Source organism: Bacillus sp. FSL R5-0512, assembly GCF_038593295.1.
GTDB lineage: Bacteria > Bacillota > Bacilli > Bacillales > Bacillaceae > Bacillus > Bacillus safensis.
The window spans coordinates 1,566,307-1,587,685 of sequence record NZ_CP151982.1; the positions used below are offsets into that span (position 1 = coordinate 1,566,307).

The window sequence follows — 21,379 nt, forward strand, 5'->3', positions numbered from 1 at the left end:
TGGATGAACAATTACCGATCACACGGCGGCAATTTCATATATTACTCAATCAGATTCAAATGACAGATGATGACCTCAGTCGTTACTTTGAAGAAGGAGAAATCGTCAAATTGACGGTGCATAAGGCGACGAAAACATGGCATTTCCTTTTTAAATTTAAAGCGCTTTTGCCTTACAAAGTATACGCCATGTTTCTCAGCAGGCTGACAAATGCATTTTCACATATTGCACAAATCACTTGTACGATTGAAGTGAGTGATCCGCACATATCTGAAGAACTCGTGCAATCGTACTGGTCACATTGTGTGGAAGAACTTCAAGGAATTTCTCCCCCAATCATCAGCTTGCTTCAGCAGCAAAAACCATCGCTGTCTGGACATAAAATCATCATTAAAACAAAAAGCGAAACAGAGGCACTCGCTATTAAGAAGAAGTACAGCCCGATGCTTCAGGCCGCATTTAAACAAGTGGGCTTTCCAGAGCTGCAATTCGATACAGAAATTTTTGTATCAGATCAAGAGATTCAGAAGTTCAGAGAACAAAAGCTTGCTGAAGATCAAGAAAGAGCCATGCAAGCCCTCACTGAGATGGAGAAGAAAGAAAGTGAGGAGCAGAATGAAGCTCCGTCAGGCCCTCTGATGATTGGCTATCAAATCAAAGACAATGAAGAAATTCGTACGCTTGATAGTATCATGGACGAGGAAAGAAGAATTACCGTTCAAGGCTACGTATTCGATGCAGAAACGCGTGAGCTGAAAAGCGGGAGAACGCTTTGTATCTTTAAGATCACAGATTATACAAACAGTATTTTGATCAAAATGTTTGCAAGAGAAAAAGAAGATGCTCAGCTGATGAAATCATTGAAAAAAGGCATGTGGGTGAAAGCAAGAGGAAGCATTCAAAATGATACGTTTGTCAGAGATCTTGTCATGATCGCCAATGATGTCAATGAAATGAAACCGCAGCTGAAAGAAGATACAGCACCTGAGGGTGAAAAGCGTGTGGAGCTTCATTTACATTCCCCTATGAGCCAAATGGATGCTGTGACTGGCATTGGCAGACTTGTTGAACAAGCAAAAAAATGGGGACATGAAGCAATTGCCCTGACGGATCATGCCGTTGTACAATCCTTCCCAGATGCGTATGCAGCAAGTAAAAAGCATGGCATCAAAATGATGTACGGTGTGGAAATCAACTTAGTAGACGACGGGGTACCGATTGCATATAACCCAGAGCACCGCTTGTTAGAGGATGCGACGTATGTCGTATTCGACGTAGAGACAACTGGACTTTCAGCCGTTTATGACACGATCATTGAGCTGGCAGCAGTGAAAATAAAAGGCGGGGAAATCATTGACCGCTTTGAGGCATTTGCTAATCCTCATCACCCGTTATCAGCGACCACCATCGAATTAACAGGTATCACCGATGATATGGTGAGAGATGCACCAGATGTCGTCGACGTCGTGCGGGATTTCAAAGAATGGATTGGACAAGATATCCTTGTTGCGCACAATGCGAGCTTTGATATGGGCTTTTTAAATGCAGCGTATAAACGCCTGCTAAAAACAGATAAAGCGTCAAACCCTGTCATTGATACACTTGAACTTGGCCGGTTCCTTTACCCAGAATTTAAAAATCACCGGCTGAACACTCTTTGTAAAAAGTTCGATATTGAACTGACGCAGCATCACAGGGCGATTTATGATGCAGAGGCGACAGGCTATCTCATGCTGAAAATGCTAAAAGATGCGGCTGAAAAAGAGATTGCCTATCACGATCAATTGAATGAAAACATGGGGCAGTCGAATGCTTACCAGCGCTCACGTCCTTACCACGCGACTTTGATTGCTCAAAATGAGACTGGCCTTAAGAATTTATTTAAGCTTGTTTCACTTTCTCATATACATTATTTCTACCGGGTCCCGCGTATTCCGCGCTCTCAGCTTGAGAAATATCGTGAAGGTTTAATTGTTGGATCTGCTTGTGATAAGGGTGAGGTATTTGAAGGAATGATGCAAAAGTCACCTGATGAGGTGGAAGACATTGCAGCATTTTATGACTATTTAGAAGTACATCCGCCAGAAGTGTATCAGCACCTGCTGCAGCTTGAGCTAGTTCGAGATGAGCGTGCGTTAAAAGAAATCATCACAAACATTGTCAAGCTTGGCGAAAAGCTGAATAAACCAGTTGTGGCGACTGGAAATGTACATTACCTGCATCCAGAGGACAAAATTTATCGTAAAATCTTAATTTCATCACAGGGTGGAGCGAATCCGCTGAACCGCCATGAACTGCCAAAAGTTCATTTTAGAACGACAGATGAAATGCTCGAAGCCTTCTCCTTCCTAGGAGACGAAAAAGCGAAAGAGATCGTCGTAACAAATACGCAAAAGGTATCTGAGATGGTCGAAAGCATTAAACCTATCAAAGATGATCTTTACACACCAAAAATTGAAGGTGCAGATGAAGAAATACGGGAAATGAGCTATCAAATGGCGCGCAGCATCTACGGAGATGATTTGCCGAAAATCGTAGAAGACCGCATTGAGAAAGAATTAAAAAGTATTATCGGTCATGGCTTCGCCGTTATTTACTTAATCTCTCATAAGCTCGTAAAAAAATCACTTGATGATGGATATCTTGTTGGTTCAAGGGGATCTGTCGGCTCATCTCTTGTTGCGACATTAACAGAGATTACTGAAGTAAATCCACTTGCACCTCATTATGTATGCCCAAGCTGTAAGCACTCTGAGTTCTTTAATGATGGATCTGTTGGTTCAGGCTTTGACCTTCCTGATAAGGACTGTCCAGAATGTGGAACGCCGTATAAAAAAGATGGACATGATATTCCGTTTGAAACGTTCTTAGGTTTTAAAGGAGACAAAGTACCTGATATTGACTTAAACTTCTCAGGCGAATATCAGCCGATCGCACATAACTATACGAAAGAGCTGTTCGGTGAAGATTATGTATACAGAGCAGGTACGATTGGTACCGTTGCAGAAAAAACAGCATATGGTTACGTAAAAGGCTATGCAGGAGATCATAACCTTCATATGAGAGGCGCTGAAATCGACCGGCTTGTACAAGGCTGTACAGGGGTAAAACGAACAACAGGCCAGCATCCAGGCGGGATTATCGTTGTGCCTGATTATATGGACATTTACGATTTCTCACCTATTCAATACCCAGCAGATGCGACAGGTTCCGATTGGAAGACGACACATTTTGATTTCCATTCGATCCACGATAACTTGCTCAAGCTGGATATTCTTGGGCACGATGATCCAACGGTCATTCGTATGCTTCAAGATTTAAGCGGAATCGATCCAAAAACGATTCCAACAGATGACCCTGAAGTAATGAAGATTTTCCAAGGGACAGAGCCACTAGGTGTAACAGAAGAGCAAATTGGCTGTAAAACAGGTACACTCGGTATCCCAGAATTTGGGACAAGATTTGTTCGGCAAATGCTAGAGGATACAAAACCAACGACCTTCTCAGAGCTTGTTCAGATTTCTGGACTATCACACGGTACGGATGTTTGGCTCGGAAATGCGCAAGAGCTCATTCACAATAAAACGTGTGAACTAAGTGAAGTAATTGGGTGTCGTGATGATATTATGGTCTATCTCATCTATCAAGGCTTAGAGCCGTCCCTTGCCTTTAAAATCATGGAATCTGTTCGTAAAGGAAAAGGACTTCCTCCTGAATGGGAAGAAGAAATGAAGAATAATAATGTACCAAACTGGTATATTGATTCTTGTAAAAAAATCAAATACATGTTCCCTAAAGCCCACGCGGCTGCTTATGTGTTAATGGCTGTTCGGATTGCTTATTTCAAGGTGCATCATGCACTCCTGTACTATGCAGCTTACTTTACCGTTCGTGCGGATGACTTTGATATTGAAACGATGACAAAAGGATCGAATGCGATACGAGCTGTTATGGATGACATTAACTCTAAAGGTCTAGATGCATCACCGAAAGAAAAGAACCTATTAACTGTACTAGAGCTTGCACTTGAAATGTGTGAAAGAGGCTACCACTTCAAAAAAGTTGACCTCTACCGCTCAAGTGCAACGGAGTTTATCATTGATGGAGACGGTTTAATACCGCCATTTAACTCAATCCCCGGACTTGGTACAAACGTTGCGTTAAATATTGTCCGCGCGCGGCAAGATGGGGAATTCCTCTCAAAAGAAGATTTACAAAAACGCGGAAAAGTGTCGAAGACCATCCTTGAATATTTAGATCGTCAAGGCTGTTTAGAAGCACTTCCTGATCAAAACCAGCTTTCTTTATTTTAATGTGATAAATAAGAGCGCCCTAAAAGGGCGTTCTTTTCTCTATATACAATAATTTTATTATGTTAACTAATAAAGATTTCTCATCAATTGGAATTATTTTCTTATTCATTCATATATCTTGATTTAGCGTGATGTTTTAAGAGAAGAGATTGTATGTCATTCTTTCTACCCAAATAGAGCTCAAAAGAGAATTTCGCCGTCTGAAATGTTCTCAAGCGACATATGATCATTCTGGGTACAGTCAGAAGGAGAATCAAGAGAAAACCTTCGATGAGCGTAAAGCTGATTGCTGTTTACTATGCTTATTTTTGAAACATATTTGATTCTTTTCAAAACTGTACAGATCACGAAATGAAGGATAGAAAGGAGGCGGTCGCGTCTATTGATCAATGTTTCACTAAAAAGAAGGGGTGAGCAATAGAGAAATGGCATCTTACAACTATGTAGAGGTTCTCCAAAAATCCATGCTGTTTTATGAAGCGCAGCGGTCAGGCCGGCTTCCGGAAAGTAATCGTCTTAACTGGCGGGGAGATTCTGGACTAGAGGACGGGAAGGATGTTGGGCATGACTTAACTGGCGGCTGGTATGATGCAGGAGATCATGTGAAATTTGGACTTCCGATGGCTTATTCAGCAGCCGTGCTTGCATGGACAGTATATGAATACCGGGAAGCTTATGAAGAAGCAGAATTGCTTGATGAGATCTTAGATCAAATCAAGTGGGCAACGGATTATTTTTTGAAAGCACATACAGGACCGAATGAATTTTGGGCGCAAGTAGGTGATGGAAACGCCGATCATGCTTGGTGGGGTCCAGCAGAAGTGATGCCGATGAACCGGCCAGCTTTTAAAATTGATGAACATTGTCCTGGCACAGAAGTAGCTGCACAAACTGCGGCGGCTTTAGCAGCAGGTTCTATCATTTTTAAAGAAACAGATGCGTCCTATGCAGCAAAGCTTTTAACACACGCCAAACAGCTATATGCATTTGCTGACAGGTATCGCGGCAAATATACAGATTGTGTCACCAATGCGCAGCCATTTTACAACTCCTGGAGCGGCTATGTTGACGAACTTATTTGGGGCGGGATCTGGCTGTACTTGGCGACAAATGAAGAAACCTATTTAAACAAAGCATTAAAAGCGGTAGAGGAATGGCCGAAGGATTGGGATTATACGTTTACCATGTCATGGGACAATACTTTTTTTGCCTCACAAATCTTACTAGCAAGAATCACGAAAGAAAACAGATTTATAGAATCGACAGAGCGCAATCTTGATTACTGGACTACAGGTCTTGTTCAAAATGGAAAAGTAGAAAGAATCACCTATACGCCTGGCGGTTTGGCATGGCTTGATCAATGGGGTTCACTTCGTTATGCCGCCAATGCAGCATTTTTAGCCTTTGTCTATGCTGATTGGGTATCTGATCAAGAAAAGAAAAATCGATACCAATCGTTTGCGATCAAGCAAACTCACTATATGCTAGGTGATAATCCGCTGAATAGAAGCTATGTCGTTGGTTTTGGCCAGAATCCGCCGAAGCACCCGCACCACCGTACTGCACATGGCTCATGGTCGAACCAGCTGACAAATCCTCCAGTTCATCGGCACACACTTTATGGAGCACTTGTTGGGGGCCCTAATGCACAGGATCAATATGACGATGATATCTCGGATTATGTATCAAACGAAGTGGCGACTGATTATAATGCCGCCTTTACTGGAAATATCGCCAAAATGGTGCAGCTGTTTGGTCAAGGGCAATCAAAGCTGCCCAATTTCCCGCCTAAAGAACTAGTGGAGGATGAGTTTTTTGTAGAAGCAGCTGTGATGCATAACGATACAACATCTACTCAAGTGAAAGCAGTGCTATACAACAGGTCAGGCTGGCCGGCAAGAAGCAGTCAAACACTGTCCTTTAAATATTACGTTAATCTGAGTGAGGTCTTTGCAAAGGGGTTCACTGAAAAGGATATTCAAGTGACAGCAGCCTACAATGAAGGCGCTTCCTTATCACCTTTAAAGGTATATGACGCATCAAGCCGCGTCTATTTTGCAGAAATCGATTTTACAGGCGTAGCTATTTCTCCTAGGGGAGAATCTGAGCATAAGAAGGAAATACAATTTCGGTTATCTGCTCCAAATGGATCGAATATATGGGATGCCTCAAATGATTATTCCTATCAAGGATTAACATCCAATATGCAAAAAACAACGAAGATTCCTGTCTTTGACGATGGTGTTTTAGTATTTGGCATACTTCCAGACAAATAAAAAAACAATGATTTTATTGAAAGGGTGAAGGACTTGTCAAACAAAGAACGGTTTTTAACGCTTTATCATCAAATCAAAAGCGATGCGAATGGATATTTTTCACCAGAAGGAATTCCGTATCATTCAATTGAGACGCTCATTTGTGAAGCACCTGATTACGGACATATGACAACTTCAGAAGCGTATAGCTATTGGCTGTGGCTTGAGGTGCTGTACGGACATTACACAGGGGACTGGAGCAAATTAGAGGCAGCTTGGGACAATATGGAGAAGTACATCATCCCAGTCAATGAAGATGGACATGATGAGCAGCCGCATATGAACGCTTATAATCCGTCCAGCCCAGCCACATACGCAGCAGAGAAACCATTTCCGGATCAATATCCAAGCCAGCTGACCGGTGCTCGTCCTGCTGGTCAAGATCCAATTGATAGTGAATTGAAATCAACCTATGGGACGAATGAAACGTATTTAATGCACTGGCTCCTTGACGTAGATAACTGGTATGGCTATGGCAACTTGCTCAACCCATCACATACAGCCGCCTATGTGAACACATTCCAGCGTGGTCCGCAAGAATCTGTATGGGAGTCCATCCCTCATCCATCACAGGACGATAAATCTTTTGGTAAGCCGAATGAAGGCTTTATGAGCTTGTTCACAAAAGAAAATCAAGCTCCAGCTGCCCAGTGGCGCTATACGAATGCAACGGATGCTGATGCGCGTGCGATACAAGCGATGTATTGGGCAAAGGAGCTCGGCTATAATCAGTCAACTTATCTTGATAAAGCGAAAAAAATGGGGGATTTCCTCCGTTACGGTATGTACGATAAATATTTTCAAACGATTGGAAGCGGGAAGCAGGGGAATCCATATCCTGGAAACGGAAAGGGCGCCTGTCATTACTTAATGGCGTGGTATACCTCTTGGGGCGGAGGACTTGGGGAGTATGCAAACTGGTCATGGCGTATCGGAGCGAGCCATTGTCATCAGGGATATCAAAATCCTGTCGCCGCTTATGCTTTATCCTCTGATAAAGGAGGCTTAAAGCCATCTTCGTCAACAGGGGCAAGCGATTGGGAAAAAACCTTAAAGAGACAGCTTGAATTTTACGTATGGCTTCAATCGAAAGAAGGAGCCATAGCAGGAGGCGCAACCAATAGCTGGAATGGAGACTATAGCGCTTATCCAGCAGGAAGAAGTACTTTTTATGATATGGCATATGAAGATGCACCTGTTTACCTTGACCCGCCTTCAAATAACTGGTTTGGAATGCAGGCGTGGCCAATGGAGCGCGTAGCAGAGCTTTATTATATTTTTGTAAAAGATGGCGACAAAACATCTGAAAATGTCCAAATGGCCAAATCTGTCATAACAAAATGGGTCAGCTATGCCTTAGATTACATTTTTATCGGCAACCGTCCTGTGTCGGATGAAGAGGGTTATTTCTTAGATGAGCAAGGACAGAGAATTCTAGGGGGAACGAATGTTTCGGTTGCTACAACAAGTGCGCCTGGAGAGTTTTGGCTTCCTGGAAATATTGCTTGGAGCGGACAGCCTGATACTTGGAATGGGTTCCAGTCTGCAACAGGAAATCCAAATTTAACAGCTGTAACTAAAGATCCGACTCAGGATACGGGCGTATTAGGAAGTCTAGCCAAAGCTTTGATATTCTTTGCTGCAGCCACAAAGCAGGAAACAGGTGATTATACAGCGCTTGGTGCAAGAGCGAAAGATGCAGCCGCGCAGCTCCTAGAGGTTGCATGGAATTACAATGATGGCGTCGGCATAGTGACAGAGGAAGATAGAGAAGACTATGACCGTTTCTTTAGAAAAGAAGTGTATTTCCCAAATGGATGGAATGGGACATTTGGTCAAGGAAATCAGATTCCTGGAGCCAGCACCATTCCTTCTGACCCGCAGCGAGGAGGGAATGGGGTCTATACGAGTTTTGCTGATCTTCGTCCGAAGATTAAACAAGATCCAGCATGGTCTTCACTCGAAAGTAAATATCAGTCTTCATTTAATGAAGCTACAGGCAAATGGGAGAATGGCGCACCAGTTTTCACTTATCACCGCTTCTGGTCTCAAGTGGATATGGCCACTGCCTATGCAGAATACCATCGTCTGATCAACTAAGAGGTTAAAATCAAGCTGCCGGCTTCTAGCCGGCAGTTTGATTAGTAATATCAATCCAATGAAGATAAGGGTGATTTCACATGGTCAAAGAAAGAAGCTTTCTTCATCATTCATTCAATAGAGGCGAAAATGGGCAGGAAAATCTGATGTGGAAAAAAGAGGCGGATGATCGAATCTCAGAGCATAGACAAAGAGATCTTGTGATCAACGTGACAAACGGCGAAAAAAAGCCAATAGCAGGTATAGAGGTTGAAATAAAGCAAATCAGACATGAATTCGCCTTTGGTTCAGCGATGAATGATCAAGTGTTATTTAATCAACAATATGCTGATTTTTTCGTAAAGCATTTTAATTGGGCAGTTTTTGAAAATGAAGCAAAATGGTATGCGAATGAGCCAGAAAGAGGGAAAATCACCTACGAAAAAGCAGATGCGATGCTGAATTTTGCAGATCGACATCAGCTTCCAGTGAGGGGGCACGCTTTATTTTGGGAGGTAGAGGATGCGAATCCAAGCTGGCTGAGGTCACTGCCGAATCACGAAGTATATGAAGCCATGAAAAACCGGCTTGAGCATGCGGGCAATCACTTTAAGGGAAGGTTCCGTCATTGGGATGTAAACAATGAAATGATGCATGGTTCATTTTTTAAAGATCGCTTTGGGAAAACTATTTGGAAGTGGATGTATGAAGAAACGAAAAAAATTGACCCTCAAGCACTATTGTTTGTGAATGATTATAATGTGATCTCTTATGGTGAACACCATGCCTATAAAGCGCATATCAATGAACTGCGTCAGTTAGGCGCACCTATTGAGGCGATTGGGGTTCAAGGCCATTTTGAAGAACGGGTCGATCCAGTCATTGTCAAAGAGAGGCTCGATGTGCTGGCTGAGCTTGGTCTTCCAATATGGGTCACAGAGTACGATTCTGTTCACCCTGACCCTAATAGAAGAGCGGATAACCTGGAGGCTTTATATCGCGTCGCATTTAGTCATCCAGCCGTAAAAGGAGTGCTGATGTGGGGATTTTGGGCAGGTGCCCATTGGAGAGGTGAACATGCAGCCATCGTGAATTATGATTGGTCTTTAAATGAAGCAGGCCGACGTTATGAAAAGCTTCTAAATGAGTGGACGACCCAAAGAGTTGAAAAAACAGATGCTAATGGCCATGTGAAATGTCCAGCATTTCACGGAACATATGAGATTCGAATCGGTAAAGAAAATAAAATGCTCAAACAGCAGACGATTGCACTTGATTCAAATGAACAAACACCGTATCAACTAGATGTGATCCTGCCTCAAGAAGGATAGAGATAGATTGTGAGGAGAATGTAAATGAAAAAGTTGGCTCAAAGAGTGTCTTGCTTCATACTTGTAGCGGCTATATGGTCTGGCTGGTTTTCGCTTACGATGAAGGCCGCCGCTTATGTGCAGACGTCTGGTACACAATTTACGCTGAACAATCAACCATTTTACTTCGCCGGCACAAATAATTACTATTTCCATTATAAATCTAAAAAAATGGTAGATGCTGTGTTCGATGATATGAAAGCAATGAATTTAAAGGTCATACGGATTTGGGGCTTTCACGACGGGGCCCCTCAAGAAAACTCAGTCTTACAATCTAGTCCAGGCGTCTATGAAGAATCTGGTTTTCAAAAACTAGATTATGCGATTTATAAAGCAGGACAGGAAGGAATAAAGCTTGTGATCCCACTAGTGAACAATTGGGATGACTTTGGCGGGATGAATCAATACGTGAAGTGGTTCGGGGCAGAATCGCATGATGCTTTTTATACAGATCCTCGTATTCAAAAAGCATACAAAAATTATGTGCGTTATGTATTAGAAAGAACCAATACGTATACAGGTGTTCAATATAAAGACGATCCAGCTATTATGACTTGGGAATTAGCCAACGAGCCGCGGATGCAGTCAGATCCCACGGGAAATGTACTTGTCAAATGGGCAGATGAAATGAGTACATGGATCAAATCGCTGGATCGTCACCATCTTGTTGCAGTAGGAGATGAAGGATTCTTTCGCATACCAGGACATGAAGATTGGTTTTACGGTGGAGGAGAAGGCGTCGATTGGGGCCGTTTAACATCTCTTCCTAATATCGATTATGGAACCTATCATCTGTACCCAGATCACTGGAATAAGTCTGCTGCCTGGGGAGTGAAATGGATCGAAGACCATATCACCCGCGGGAATTCAATCGGAAAGCCAGTTGTGCTAGAAGAGTTTGGCTATCAAAATCAATCAGCTCGTCCTGACGTATACCAAAGCTGGCTGTCAGCAGTTGAGCGGCTCGGAGGGGCTGGCAGTCAATTTTGGATTTTAACAAGCATTCAGGACGATGATTCGCTCTATCCGGATTATGACGGTTTCCGCATCATAAAAGGGAGCAGGGAGGCAGCACTTATCAGTGAACATGCGAAAAGAATGAATAAAAAGAACCGATGACGAATGCCTGCTGAATAAGGAACTGTTTATACCGCTCACTCCAATTAGTAATTCTTACTTTTCAGACAGAATATTTATCACTTTTTCTATATTTAAATTTCTTGAAATATGAAGCGGTTATGAGACCAAGTTCCAGAAACGATCAAGAAGCAGAAGGTATTTATGAGATTTCGTTGAAAGGAAGGGGGTGGTTATATTTATTTTAATTCATAAAAAGGTATTTCCAATAACTTGACTAAATGGAAATTTAATTCTATACTCTGTAGTACAGAGTTCTTTGTGGAAGAGGAGTTTATTTATGTCTAATGAAAAATTTAATAATTCAGAAATATTAGAGAATTTATCTCATATCAAGACGATTACAAACTATAAAACAGAGTATTGTAAACAAACCAGTATTTATTTTATCATTTGGGGCCTTATTTGGATAATGGGATATTCAATACCTTTCCTTTTTGCTCATTCTATAACTGCAGCTGTCTTTTGGCTTATTTTAGGCATTGCTGGCTGGGTTATCACTTTAACTACTTATTTTAAACAAAAGAAAATGATACCGATGCCCTTGTTTTTAAGAACTCAATTGCAATACACATGGCTTGGTATTGGAATCATTTTAGGTATCTTTATTTTTTTAATATGTGTTGGTTTATTACCATATACATTAAATAATTTACCCTTCTATGTTGTTTTATTGGTTTCCATCATGTATTTACTCTTAGGTATTGTTCTGGCTAAAGAGATCTTTATTATGGGGTTCTGGCTAAGTGTTTTAGGTGTAACTACATTTTTATTATTTCCTAGTTTAATGAACATTATCTTCGCTTTTATAGGTGGAGGAAGTTTGTTATTAACTGGTGTGATTTTAAAAAGAAAAGGACAAGGAAATGAGTAATGTCAATAGTTTAAATGATTTAATCCATCCAAAAGTTCGGTTAGGGATTATGAGTTTATTAATGATTTATGAAAAATGTGATTTTAGCTTCTTAAAAGGTTCTTTATCTGTAACAGATGGTAATTTGGGCTCGCATTTAAAAAAATTAGAGGAAGCAGGCTATGTGCTAATTACAAAGACCTTTGTGGATAAAAAACCAAAAACAATCGTTAGTATAACAGATTTGGGAGAGCAAGCCTACAAAGAATATTTGAGTGTTATTGAAGCCATTTTAAAAAATAAATGAGATGAAAGGAAAGGGTGCCGAATGTTGCAAATAGAAAACGTCAGTAAAAAATATGGAACTTCCCAAGCGTTAAGAAGTGTTACATTAACGATTCCAGAAGGAGTTTGTTATGGATTAATAGGTCCAAATGGGTCTGGTAAATCAACCTTGATGAAAATTATATCTCACATCATTAAATCATATGAAGGCAAAGTTGAGCATGTTGGTGAATCTAAAAGTGCGCTCGGCTACATACCGCAAGACATCAGCTTAGAGGAAAAATTAACAGCGAAAGTAAATATGGAGTTTTTTGGACAAATTTATGGTTTAAAAGGGAAAACATTAGATGAAAGAGTAGAAAAAACACTAAAAGATGTAGGATTGTGGGAAAGAGCAAATGATATCGTTGAAAGCTTTTCAGGAGGAATGAAACGCCGTTTGAATATTGGCTGCGCTTTAATGCATGCTCCTAAGTTAATTCTTTTAGATGAACCGACAGTGGGGGTAGATCCTCAATCAAGACGTTATATTTTCGACATCATTAACAAATTGAAGGAAGAGGGAAGAACTATTATCTATGTTAGTCATTATATGGAGGAAATAGAGAGTTTATGTGATTATGTGGCTTTCATTGATAAAGGGAACATTGTTGAAGAAGGCAAAATAGATGAGCTTTTGAATCGTTACGCAGAAACATCAGTCTTTTTTGAATCTAAGATTCCTAATAAAACATTAACTAATCTCGGGTATGATTTTGTAACTTATCAAGGTGGAGTGTTAGTTAAAACTACAAAACCATTAGATACTTTAGAAGATTTGGCTAAACTGAGTAAGAAGGAATCATTGGTTCCCCAACAATTATCTTTGTACAGACCGAGACTTGAAGATGTCTTTTTTCAATTAACAGGAACAGATTTACGTGATCAATTACAATAAAAATGCCCTTTATGAATGAAAACCACTCTCGTATTTCAATGAAAATAACTTAAAAGAGTGACTGATGTAGAAAGAACATAAATCTAACGAACAGAATTAATTTGTGTGTACCGTAGATTTAAAATCATAAGTAATTAGTCAACATTATTTGACTAATTCTAATTCGCCACATCCGCAAATGGTAAAATAAATAAAAAATGTGATTATTTAAGAGTTGTATAGAAGGGAATCAAATGAATATAACGGGAGTGATTTTTATGTGGCCACTAGTCCGCATCGAATCTATAAAACAGGTGAAAGATCGATCATTGTTGTTCTGGACCATTTTATTACCAGTTGCTTCAATTATTCTTTTAATAGAATTATTTACATCAGGTAGTTCTCAAGCACAAAAAACATTGGTTGCTTCTCAATCAGTGACAGGGATGAGCGTGTTTTTCTCCACATTTGTCATTATTTCAATTGTCATTAGTTTTGTAAAAGATCGTGAGAAAGGAATTGTGGCAAGGCTGGCAAGTACTCCTTTACAGCCGCATCATTTTTTTCTTGGAAAGTGCGTTCCGTTTTTTATCATTATCTTATTTCAAGTTTTGTTGTTAACCATTTTAGGGGTTTATTTATATGGTATTGAAATAACACAATACAGCTCGTATTTCTTAGTAGTTGTCCTATTATCAATGCAAGTGACTTCATGGGGAGTTGCCATCGCTGCATTTGCTAAAACTGAGAATACAGGCTTAGTGATGACAAACATGATTGCTTTAGGGACAGCAGTTGCTTGTGGTTTATGGACTCCATTTGATCAATTACCTAGTTATCTCAAAATAATTGGTATGCTCTTCCCGCAGTATTGGGCACATCAAGGCTTAGTGCAATCAGTATCAACACTACCAGGAGGAGAGAATTTGATCTTAGTAACAGCAGTCCTTATAGGCTATACACTGTTAGGGTTTATTCTTTCGTTGGTTGGCTATAAAAAATATATAAAGAGAGCCAGAGGCTAGTCACTAAAAATTTCAGCTAAATGTTATGCACCGCCAAATCAATGCATGTATGCTGTCTGTAGAAAAAGGAGTGAGGCAATGTTAAGTGAAGAGTTAGAACTGTATGTTGAAAGTTGTTTTCGCCCATATAAAAAAGACAAAACATATGAAGAAAAGAAAAAAGAATTATTAGAGCTGCTTGGAAATGTTAAATTAAAACTCGAAAATGATGGATTAAAAGATGCAGAGGTTCAGGATATGCTTATTGAAAAGCTGAAATCAGGCGAAATAAGCATTGATAACCATACATTAGTAATTGATGATCATAACCGCGTAGAGCACGTGAAAAAAATATTTGTTAATGCTGATTTAGAATGGTTAACATTTATAAATGTTAAATATAAGTTGTGCGATTTTAAAGGACTATCGATTGTACAAAAAGTAATGAGCCATTCAGATTTTAATGGGTGTTATCTGAGAAAAGTTAATATTAGCCATTCTAAAATTTCCTCAACTACCTTTGAAAAGAGTGATTTGACTCAATCTCATTTTGAACATTGTGAGATAACGAATTCATCCTTATATGGCTGTCATTTACCCAACATTAGTATGGATGAATCATCTTTAATCAATGTTTTATTTGAAAATTGTTATTTTAAAAACATTTCTTTTGAGAATTCTAAATTAATCAATGTTAATTTTAAATCATGTACGATTAAAAAATTAAACTTTATTGGAGTGACAATGGATAAATTGACTTATCATATTTTAGAAGGAGAAGGGGCAGATTTAAGGGGTGTGGAAGTAATCGATATTTAATACAGCAGGGGCTATTGAGAAAAATCTCAATAGCCTTTTATTTTTGTTTTATTCACTATCTCTTGCTGCCCCATTAACATGATATGAAAGTTTAATGCAAGGTTTTCGTTAAGCAAAATAAATGTGGAGAACTTCTATTTTCAAATAAAAGATGCCCACCCACCCAGCTAAGTCTTCTTTGCTAGGTGGGCGAGCGATCTTTTCAATGATATGTCGAAAAACTAAAGTTGATTAGAAAGTTGAAGAACTTGAGATGATTGTTGTGCAAGTGCAGCGCGCAGCCATTGGTTCGAATAAATGTTGACCTTCCCCATGTACCTTAGCGGCCAAAGCAGTTGGGATTGTAATTTTAGTCATCTTTAGACCTCCTTATTTAAAATTTATCAACATAGATATGTAGTTGATATATTACATATGATGGTTCATAAGTCTTTATTTGTCAATGATTAAGTGTGAAAGTTTTATATTTTCTGAAAAGTTCGTTGATAACCCTGAAAAAGTGTGGTTTAATATGACTATGGAAAATAATACTATATTTAAAATTTTATGTATTTAAAGGGTTTATATGGTCTTAATGTTGTTTTTTTGATTGAAGGGCGGCGTTATTTTGGATCAAATATTTTGGGTATTTAGATATTAAGTTAATTAAATGTATGAAAAAAGTTGAGGTTACTATGTTATGAAGAACTCGAATAGAAGATTACTTTTTCTATTATAAGTTGATTCACTTAGATTTTAACCATTTTATCCCAATGTGATCGGGAAAGAGGGGGCTCTTTATGAGTATTCATTATGTCGGTATTAGAGAACCAATCAAAGCCTATTTAGAGAAGATGAAAGTTGAGTATGAAGACTATCCTGCTCAAATAATCGATTTGGGCGGGGCTGTTAGTTATGACAAAGAATACTTTATAAATAATACTGATTTTCAAACGGAAACGATTATTTTATCTAATAGAAGGCATACTGTTGAGGATGAACTAGGTTCTCTTGAAAGTGAATTATTGAAAATCTATCAGAATAGCATACTTTATAGGACTTCACCGCTTGATATCAATATAGAACTTTATAGAGGATGGGCAGGTGCTACTGGTAAATTAATAACTGCATTTTCTCCCGAGGGAGTTAATTGGATCAATACAAAAGATGTTGTAAAGGCATGTTTAATCCCTAAAAAAGATGTTAGGAATCGTGCTGGAAAGGCATATGATTTAACAGGACCAGAGTTAGTAAGTATGAGTAGGCTGAAGGATATTTTTGAAGAGGATTTAAATATGAAAATTGAATTATATTGTAAAAGTAAAGAAGAGGTCATATCAATATTGTCCCAGAACAATATGCCTTTAGACGTATTAGAATGGTTAGTCGGTTTTCAAGAAGCTTCTTCTTCAAAACATTTACAGCCATTTACGAACACGCTTGAACAAATAATTGGTCACCCCCCAACTCGGGCCCAATTATCTAAAATACAAATTAATTATTCTTAAAGGAGGAATAATATATGTTTGTCAAAGATCAAGAAATGACGAGGTATAAATTAGCACCACACATTACGCTAGGTAAACTAGAAGACAGTTTGATTGGTTTAAAAGCGCAAACTGTCACCAAAATTGAAGGTGACGGAATTATTGAATTTATTCAAGAAATTTCTAATTATCTCACGGAAGATAATGGGGTTTCGATTAAAGAACTAGAGGAGAATTTCGAAGTAGAGAGTGATCAATTAAAACATGTCCTCGAATTTTTAGTTACAAACGGAATGTGTGTTAAGACGGATATGAACTTTGATTTGACGGCTCTTTTGTCTTATGAAAGAGCCGGTGGACAAGTATTGGTTGAAGATATACTAGATCGTTTAAAAACAGGAATTGTTGAAGTTATTACGCGAGATCATAATCCAGTTGCTGCTGAATTTATTCGTCATTTGCAAGAGGCAGGGCTACATGTAGTGCTTAAAGGAGAATTAAATAAGCAGCCGGATATCAGGGTTGCTATTGGCAACTCTCATTTAGACCCGATTTTTGAAGAAATAAATGATCTAGCATTAGAAGACCACATACCTTGGTTGAGCATTGTGCCATATGATGGACAGACATCTTGGGTAGGTCCATTTTTCATACCACATCAATCAGCTTGTTTACATTGCTATAACCTTCGAAAGTCAGCAAACTTTTCTGACGAAGTATTGCGTTCAGACTTAATGAAAATAAAGCCTATAAATCCTGAAAAGAAACCGGTTTATCATATGCCGATTCATTTAGTTCAAATCGGAATTGCAAGTAATTTAATTTTAGAATGGCTCACACTAAAAGATTACGCACCAAGTGCAATACCAGGTGGATTTACAACAATTAATTTAGATGATAAAGGTGTCTCATTTAATCATCATCGTGTCTATAGAGTACCTAGATGCCCGAAGTGTTCCCCAGCTGCAGATACAGGTTTTCCTCAAGTTTGGTTTCATGGTGAGGTGAATAATTAATTATGGCTAATAAATGGACAACGTTAGAAGAGTCATGGGAAATACTCGACCAATTGGCAGATCCTTATGTTGGGATAGTCCGTAGAGAGTATAGAAAACTCAGAGACGTTGATGATATATGGGGTCATTCATATGGAGCGCATGGTACAGACAGCAATATTTTATTTGGGGTACCGTCTAATTCATATAATGGGGGAGGATCTGCTAATCCAGCTGCAGCCAGATTAGCAGCTATAGGTGAAACGGTGGAAAGATATAGTGCCGCTTATTTACCTTTAAACTCTGATGTTGTATGTTTTGGTACTCAAAAGGACTTAATCAATGAAGGCAAATCAGTAATTGGCTTTGATAAGTGGGAGATGTATGCTGTCACTCAATATGAAGACCCGAATTTTCCTCATGATAGATGGAATGAAGATACAAAATTATGGTGGAGAAAAGGTCATATTGCTGAAAATAATGAAGAAGTTTGGACGCCTGCTCAATTAATTCATATTGCAAACTATACTGAGTGGCCAGGAGACCCCAATATTGGTCATGCAACTAGTAATGGACTAGCTTGTGGTATTACATATCAAGAAGCGGCAATCTCAGGTTTATTTGAAACAATTGAAAGAGATGCATTTATGCTTACTTGGTACAATAAGTTAAGTTTACCGCAGATCGATATTAATACCTCACCTAGATTAAAACACTTCTATGAAAGATATATTAAACCTACTTCTCTTGATTTGCATTTAGTAGACATGAGCATTTTTTCTGGTGTTCCTACTATTTTGGCAGTGATAAGAAATCCTCATACAGATTTAGCTCCATTTGCTATTGGCGCGGCCTCTGCTCATTCAATTGAAAGAGCATGTGAGAAAGCTGCGATAGAGGGAATGTATACAAGAACTTGGGTAAAAACAGAACAACGATTAGGGAACGCCTTAGTGGATGTAGATTATCATCGAGATATTAACAGTTTTGAAGATCATATTAAACTCTATGCGGGAACAGCTATTGTGAAAGAAGCTGATTTTTTAACAGCAAGTGAGAAATTAGTGGACGTTAAAGACTATGCACCGTTTGATGATCGTTCTCCAGACATTTTATGGACTAACCTTGTCAGTCATTTATCAAAACAAGGATATCATGTGGCAACTTTTGATTTAACCAGCCCTGATATAAAAGATGCTGGTGCCTATGTCGTAAAATCAATTATTCCTGGATATAAACCGATTGATGTTCTTTATAGAGGTAGAATGTTGGGCGGAGAACGAATTTTAAAACATTCTTATCATTTAGGTTTAGTAGATAAACCTTTTAAGTTAGAAGAACTGAATCCAATTCCGCATCCATTTCCTTAATATCGTAGAAAGGTGATTAAATATATGAATAGTATTGAAAGACATGCTACTAATTTGGCTGATGTTGTGTATGGAAACGAAGCATTACGGTTTGATGATCCTTCTGAAAATTGGTTTGAGGCAACAAAAATCTATAGGGGTTCAATGGCATGGGACGCACCTGGTGTTGCAGGGCTGCTGCGATCTCAAACTTTGCAAAAGATTGCTACACATGCAAGTAAAAGATTTGATGACCTGCCTTTAATTTTACTACCTAAACCATTAAATACAAATATATCTTTAGACGATGTCATTCAGGAACGAAGAAGTGCAGATTATTTTAGCGGGGGGAGTGTTTCATTAGAACAACTCTCAACAGTTTTACAGAAGAGTTATGGATTGGTAGAGCGTAAAGAAGGACCTAGACGCCCTATACCATCTGGTGGGGCACTTTATCCTCTAGATCTATTTATTGTAGCCAACAAAGTGGATTCTTTAGACAAAGGTATTTATCATTTCGATCCGTATAGAAAAGGATTGACTAAAATGGGTGATTACTCTGAAAAAGAATTTGAGAAAATAATGTTACAAGAAGATTCCGTTCAAGATTTTGCATTTGCCGTAGTCATTTCAGCGAATTTTTGGCGTTCTCGATTTAAGTATGGACATCGTTCTTATCGCTTCGTTTTTATGGAGGCAGGACATGTCATGCAAAATATGATTTTGCTATCTACTGCACAGAAGATTAATAGCCGACCATTCGGAGGGTTTATCGATGATGAGTTAATGGAACTGATCGGTGGATTTAATGGAGTAGATGACGCTCCAATTTATACATTGATTGCGGGTACTTAAATAGATGATTTCAATGGTAGCAGCTTTAGGGATCCTCCTTCACTTTTTGGGTCCCTTAAGCTCTAAAATGGTTATCAAAATCAAGAGAGATAAACCAATATCCGATCGAAAGTTAATAACATATATCACTCCTCAGAGGAGCTATGATGGATTCACGATAATCGGAGCATCTATATGCTGTGGAGCATTTTCTCAAGAGCTCTTAGTTGAAATGTCTAATAATAAAAATGTGTATGGTATTTTATTCTTCTTTTTATTAGGTGTCCTATTACCGTCAGTTCTATGGAAATTAAAAAACAAAGTTGTTGCATTTAGAGGCAGATATGCTGTCAATGTTGATTCAATCTTTTTTCTTCCATTAACTGCTCTATCAGAAGAATTGATTTGGCGGTTCTTTCTTCCGTTATTATTACTAACAAATTCTGTGGAATCTGTGGCGGTATCGATTTGTATCAGTTCAATAGGATTTATCTTGCTGCATATACCAATAGGCGGTGTTAAGTCTATTGCTTATATGTCGCTTTTTACATTCATCACAGTTATTTCATACTTAACATTTGGTATTCTAGCAGCGATAGCATTTCATATTTCACATAATCTGTTCATTCATTTTTTTCAACCTCTCAAAATAAACAACTTCAAAACGAAACCTCCCGTATTATCTGAAACTGATTGGTGAGGCTTTTATAAAGGTGGTAAACCCTGTGATAATACTAGAAAAGATGAAAGAGCTTAAAGGAAAAAGAGCGCTGGCTCAGTCATGGTTTTTGGATCCAGAAAAAAGAAAAATAAGTTCAAATTATGATAATCGAGAAACGCCATTTACTCGATGTCTATCAGCTGAAACTTTCATTTCTTATTATCAACTAACATTCAAAAAAAAGCCTGCCTCTATTTTAGATATAGGATGTGGACAAGGGCAGATGCTTGAGTATTTATCTAAGCAATTACCTCTAGCTGATTTGACAGGAATTGATTCATCAGAGGAAGCCATACATTGTGCAAATCAATTGAATATAAAAGCTAATTTTATTTGTACAGATATCGAAAATTTTTCATCACATGCGAAAAGTTATGATGCGATTTTAATACATCTGTGTTTTGGGCTATTTGAAGATCCTGTAGCATTATTAGAACAGTTCCTTCCTTATTTATCAAATGAATCTATTATTTATATAGTTGATTTAAATCGAGATAGTATAGAAAGTGGAATGAGTTCAGTTCAGAACAAAGAAGAAGAACTGTATTTATATGATCAATATCACGCCTCATTGACATTATCTGAGTTCGAGCAGTTACTCACCTATATTACCCAACCTAGAAAAGATGTAAAGTATAAGATTGGTACTTCTATAATTGGAGGATTCAGCCCATTTAGTATGGAATTTTTATCGTTAATAGGAAATGAAAATTTACAGCACACCTTAAGGCAGGTTCCAGATGAATATAGCAGTTCAGCACAGAAGACACCTTTACTTTTACATGCATGGCTGATTAAACAGTCTGGATACATTCATTCCATATAAACATGATTCTTTCTCTATGTATAATATGAAGGTTATCCGTTTAGTCTCTGTCTGCTTTTCGGGGAGTTCAATATGAATGATTTTTAAATTGCGATTC

At 38.6% G+C, this 21,379-nt stretch carries 16 protein-coding genes; all 16 read left to right on the forward strand.

Annotated elements, in window-relative coordinates; all coding sequences use genetic code 11:
- Positions 1-59 precede the first annotated feature (59 nt).
- The 16 genes from NSQ25_RS07990 (at position 60) to NSQ25_RS08065 (ending at position 21,282) form a co-directional block, all read left to right on the forward strand.
- A complete protein-coding gene (locus NSQ25_RS07990) occupies positions 60-4,313 on the forward strand; it encodes a PolC-type DNA polymerase III (protein ID WP_231293996.1) in 4,254 nt (1,417 codons plus the stop codon).
- 425 nt (positions 4,314-4,738) lie between these two features.
- Entirely contained in the window at positions 4,739-6,589 is a 1,851-nt protein-coding gene (locus NSQ25_RS07995) for a glycoside hydrolase family 9 protein (RefSeq protein ID WP_326136440.1), read from the forward strand.
- Positions 6,590-6,622: 33 nt separating this feature from the next.
- Positions 6,623-8,728 (forward strand): glycoside hydrolase family 48 protein, encoded by a 2,106-nt coding sequence (locus NSQ25_RS08000; RefSeq protein WP_326136439.1) that lies wholly within the window; start codon positions 6,623-6,625, stop codon positions 8,726-8,728.
- A gap of 80 nt (positions 8,729-8,808) precedes the next feature.
- Positions 8,809-10,038, forward strand: a complete 1,230-nt coding sequence (locus tag NSQ25_RS08005) for an endo-1,4-beta-xylanase (RefSeq protein ID WP_305933640.1) — start codon at positions 8,809-8,811, stop codon at positions 10,036-10,038.
- Positions 10,039-10,062: 24 nt separating this feature from the next.
- Positions 10,063-11,196 carry a cellulase family glycosylhydrolase gene (locus NSQ25_RS08010; RefSeq protein ID WP_305933641.1) on the forward strand — a complete coding sequence of 378 codons (1,134 nt, stop codon included), beginning with the start codon at positions 10,063-10,065 and terminating at the stop codon, positions 11,194-11,196.
- A 298-nt stretch (positions 11,197-11,494) separates the two neighbouring features.
- Positions 11,495-12,088 carry a hypothetical protein gene (locus NSQ25_RS08015; RefSeq protein ID WP_305933642.1) on the forward strand — a complete coding sequence of 198 codons (594 nt, stop codon included), beginning with the start codon at positions 11,495-11,497 and terminating at the stop codon, positions 12,086-12,088.
- Complete coding sequence (locus NSQ25_RS08020; protein WP_041117404.1) at positions 12,081-12,374, forward strand: transcriptional regulator; 294 nt, start codon at positions 12,081-12,083, stop codon at positions 12,372-12,374. Before NSQ25_RS08015 ends, NSQ25_RS08020 begins: the two co-directional genes overlap by 8 nt.
- Before the next feature lie 21 nt (positions 12,375-12,395).
- The gene (locus NSQ25_RS08025; protein ID WP_034281828.1) at positions 12,396-13,289 is read left to right on the forward strand and encodes an ABC transporter ATP-binding protein; all 894 of its coding nucleotides are present in this window, start codon (positions 12,396-12,398) and stop codon (positions 13,287-13,289) included.
- 233 nt (positions 13,290-13,522) lie between these two features.
- Positions 13,523-14,293 carry an ABC transporter permease gene (locus tag NSQ25_RS08030; protein WP_227001718.1) on the forward strand — a complete coding sequence of 257 codons (771 nt, stop codon included), beginning with the start codon at positions 13,523-13,525 and terminating at the stop codon, positions 14,291-14,293.
- A 78-nt stretch (positions 14,294-14,371) separates the two neighbouring features.
- Positions 14,372-15,091, forward strand: coding sequence for a pentapeptide repeat-containing protein (locus NSQ25_RS08035; RefSeq protein WP_326136438.1), 720 nt, complete (start codon positions 14,372-14,374; stop codon positions 15,089-15,091).
- 779 nt (positions 15,092-15,870) lie between these two features.
- A complete protein-coding gene (locus NSQ25_RS08040) occupies positions 15,871-16,578 on the forward strand; it encodes a protein involved in maturation (protein ID WP_041117408.1) in 708 nt (235 codons plus the stop codon).
- A 14-nt stretch (positions 16,579-16,592) separates the two neighbouring features.
- Positions 16,593-17,573: a TOMM precursor leader peptide-binding protein gene (locus NSQ25_RS08045; RefSeq protein ID WP_034281831.1), complete on the forward strand. Its 981-nt coding sequence runs from the start codon at positions 16,593-16,595 to the stop codon at positions 17,571-17,573.
- Positions 17,574-17,575: 2 nt separating this feature from the next.
- A complete protein-coding gene (locus NSQ25_RS08050) occupies positions 17,576-18,922 on the forward strand; it encodes a YcaO-like family protein (RefSeq protein ID WP_034623592.1) in 1,347 nt (448 codons plus the stop codon).
- 24 nt (positions 18,923-18,946) lie between these two features.
- Positions 18,947-19,756 (forward strand): SagB/ThcOx family dehydrogenase, encoded by an 810-nt coding sequence (locus tag NSQ25_RS08055; RefSeq protein WP_326136437.1) that lies wholly within the window; start codon positions 18,947-18,949, stop codon positions 19,754-19,756.
- A 13-nt stretch (positions 19,757-19,769) separates the two neighbouring features.
- Entirely contained in the window at positions 19,770-20,435 is a 666-nt protein-coding gene (locus NSQ25_RS08060) for a CPBP family intramembrane glutamic endopeptidase (protein ID WP_170825839.1), read from the forward strand.
- Positions 20,436-20,460: 25 nt separating this feature from the next.
- Positions 20,461-21,282, forward strand: a complete 822-nt coding sequence (locus NSQ25_RS08065) for a class I SAM-dependent methyltransferase (protein ID WP_131631251.1) — start codon at positions 20,461-20,463, stop codon at positions 21,280-21,282.
- Positions 21,283-21,379: the final 97 nt, after the last annotated feature.

Excerpts from the sequence above, each read along its gene's own strand:
- NSQ25_RS08060 (WP_170825839.1), top strand. The coding sequence starts at position 19,770 with ATGGTAGCAGCTTTAGGGATCCTCCTTCACTTTTTGGGTCCCTTAAGC.
- NSQ25_RS08020 (WP_041117404.1), top strand. The coding sequence starts at position 12,081 with ATGAGTAATGTCAATAGTTTAAATGATTTAATCCATCCAAAAGTTCGG.
- NSQ25_RS08010 (WP_305933641.1), top strand. The coding sequence starts at position 10,063 with ATGAAAAAGTTGGCTCAAAGAGTGTCTTGCTTCATACTTGTAGCGGCT.
- NSQ25_RS08025 (WP_034281828.1), top strand. The coding sequence starts at position 12,396 with ATGTTGCAAATAGAAAACGTCAGTAAAAAATATGGAACTTCCCAAGCG.
- NSQ25_RS08005 (WP_305933640.1), top strand. The coding sequence starts at position 8,809 with ATGGTCAAAGAAAGAAGCTTTCTTCATCATTCATTCAATAGAGGCGAA.
- NSQ25_RS07995 (WP_326136440.1), top strand. The coding sequence starts at position 4,739 with ATGGCATCTTACAACTATGTAGAGGTTCTCCAAAAATCCATGCTGTTT.
- NSQ25_RS07990 (WP_231293996.1), top strand. The coding sequence starts at position 60 with ATGACAGATGATGACCTCAGTCGTTACTTTGAAGAAGGAGAAATCGTC.
- NSQ25_RS08030 (WP_227001718.1), top strand. The coding sequence starts at position 13,523 with ATGAATATAACGGGAGTGATTTTTATGTGGCCACTAGTCCGCATCGAA.
- NSQ25_RS08040 (WP_041117408.1), top strand. The coding sequence starts at position 15,871 with ATGAGTATTCATTATGTCGGTATTAGAGAACCAATCAAAGCCTATTTA.
- NSQ25_RS08035 (WP_326136438.1), top strand. The coding sequence starts at position 14,372 with ATGTTAAGTGAAGAGTTAGAACTGTATGTTGAAAGTTGTTTTCGCCCA.
- NSQ25_RS08015 (WP_305933642.1), top strand. The coding sequence starts at position 11,495 with ATGTCTAATGAAAAATTTAATAATTCAGAAATATTAGAGAATTTATCT.
- NSQ25_RS08050 (WP_034623592.1), top strand. The coding sequence starts at position 17,576 with ATGGCTAATAAATGGACAACGTTAGAAGAGTCATGGGAAATACTCGAC.
- NSQ25_RS08045 (WP_034281831.1), top strand. The coding sequence starts at position 16,593 with ATGTTTGTCAAAGATCAAGAAATGACGAGGTATAAATTAGCACCACAC.
- NSQ25_RS08055 (WP_326136437.1), top strand. The coding sequence starts at position 18,947 with ATGAATAGTATTGAAAGACATGCTACTAATTTGGCTGATGTTGTGTAT.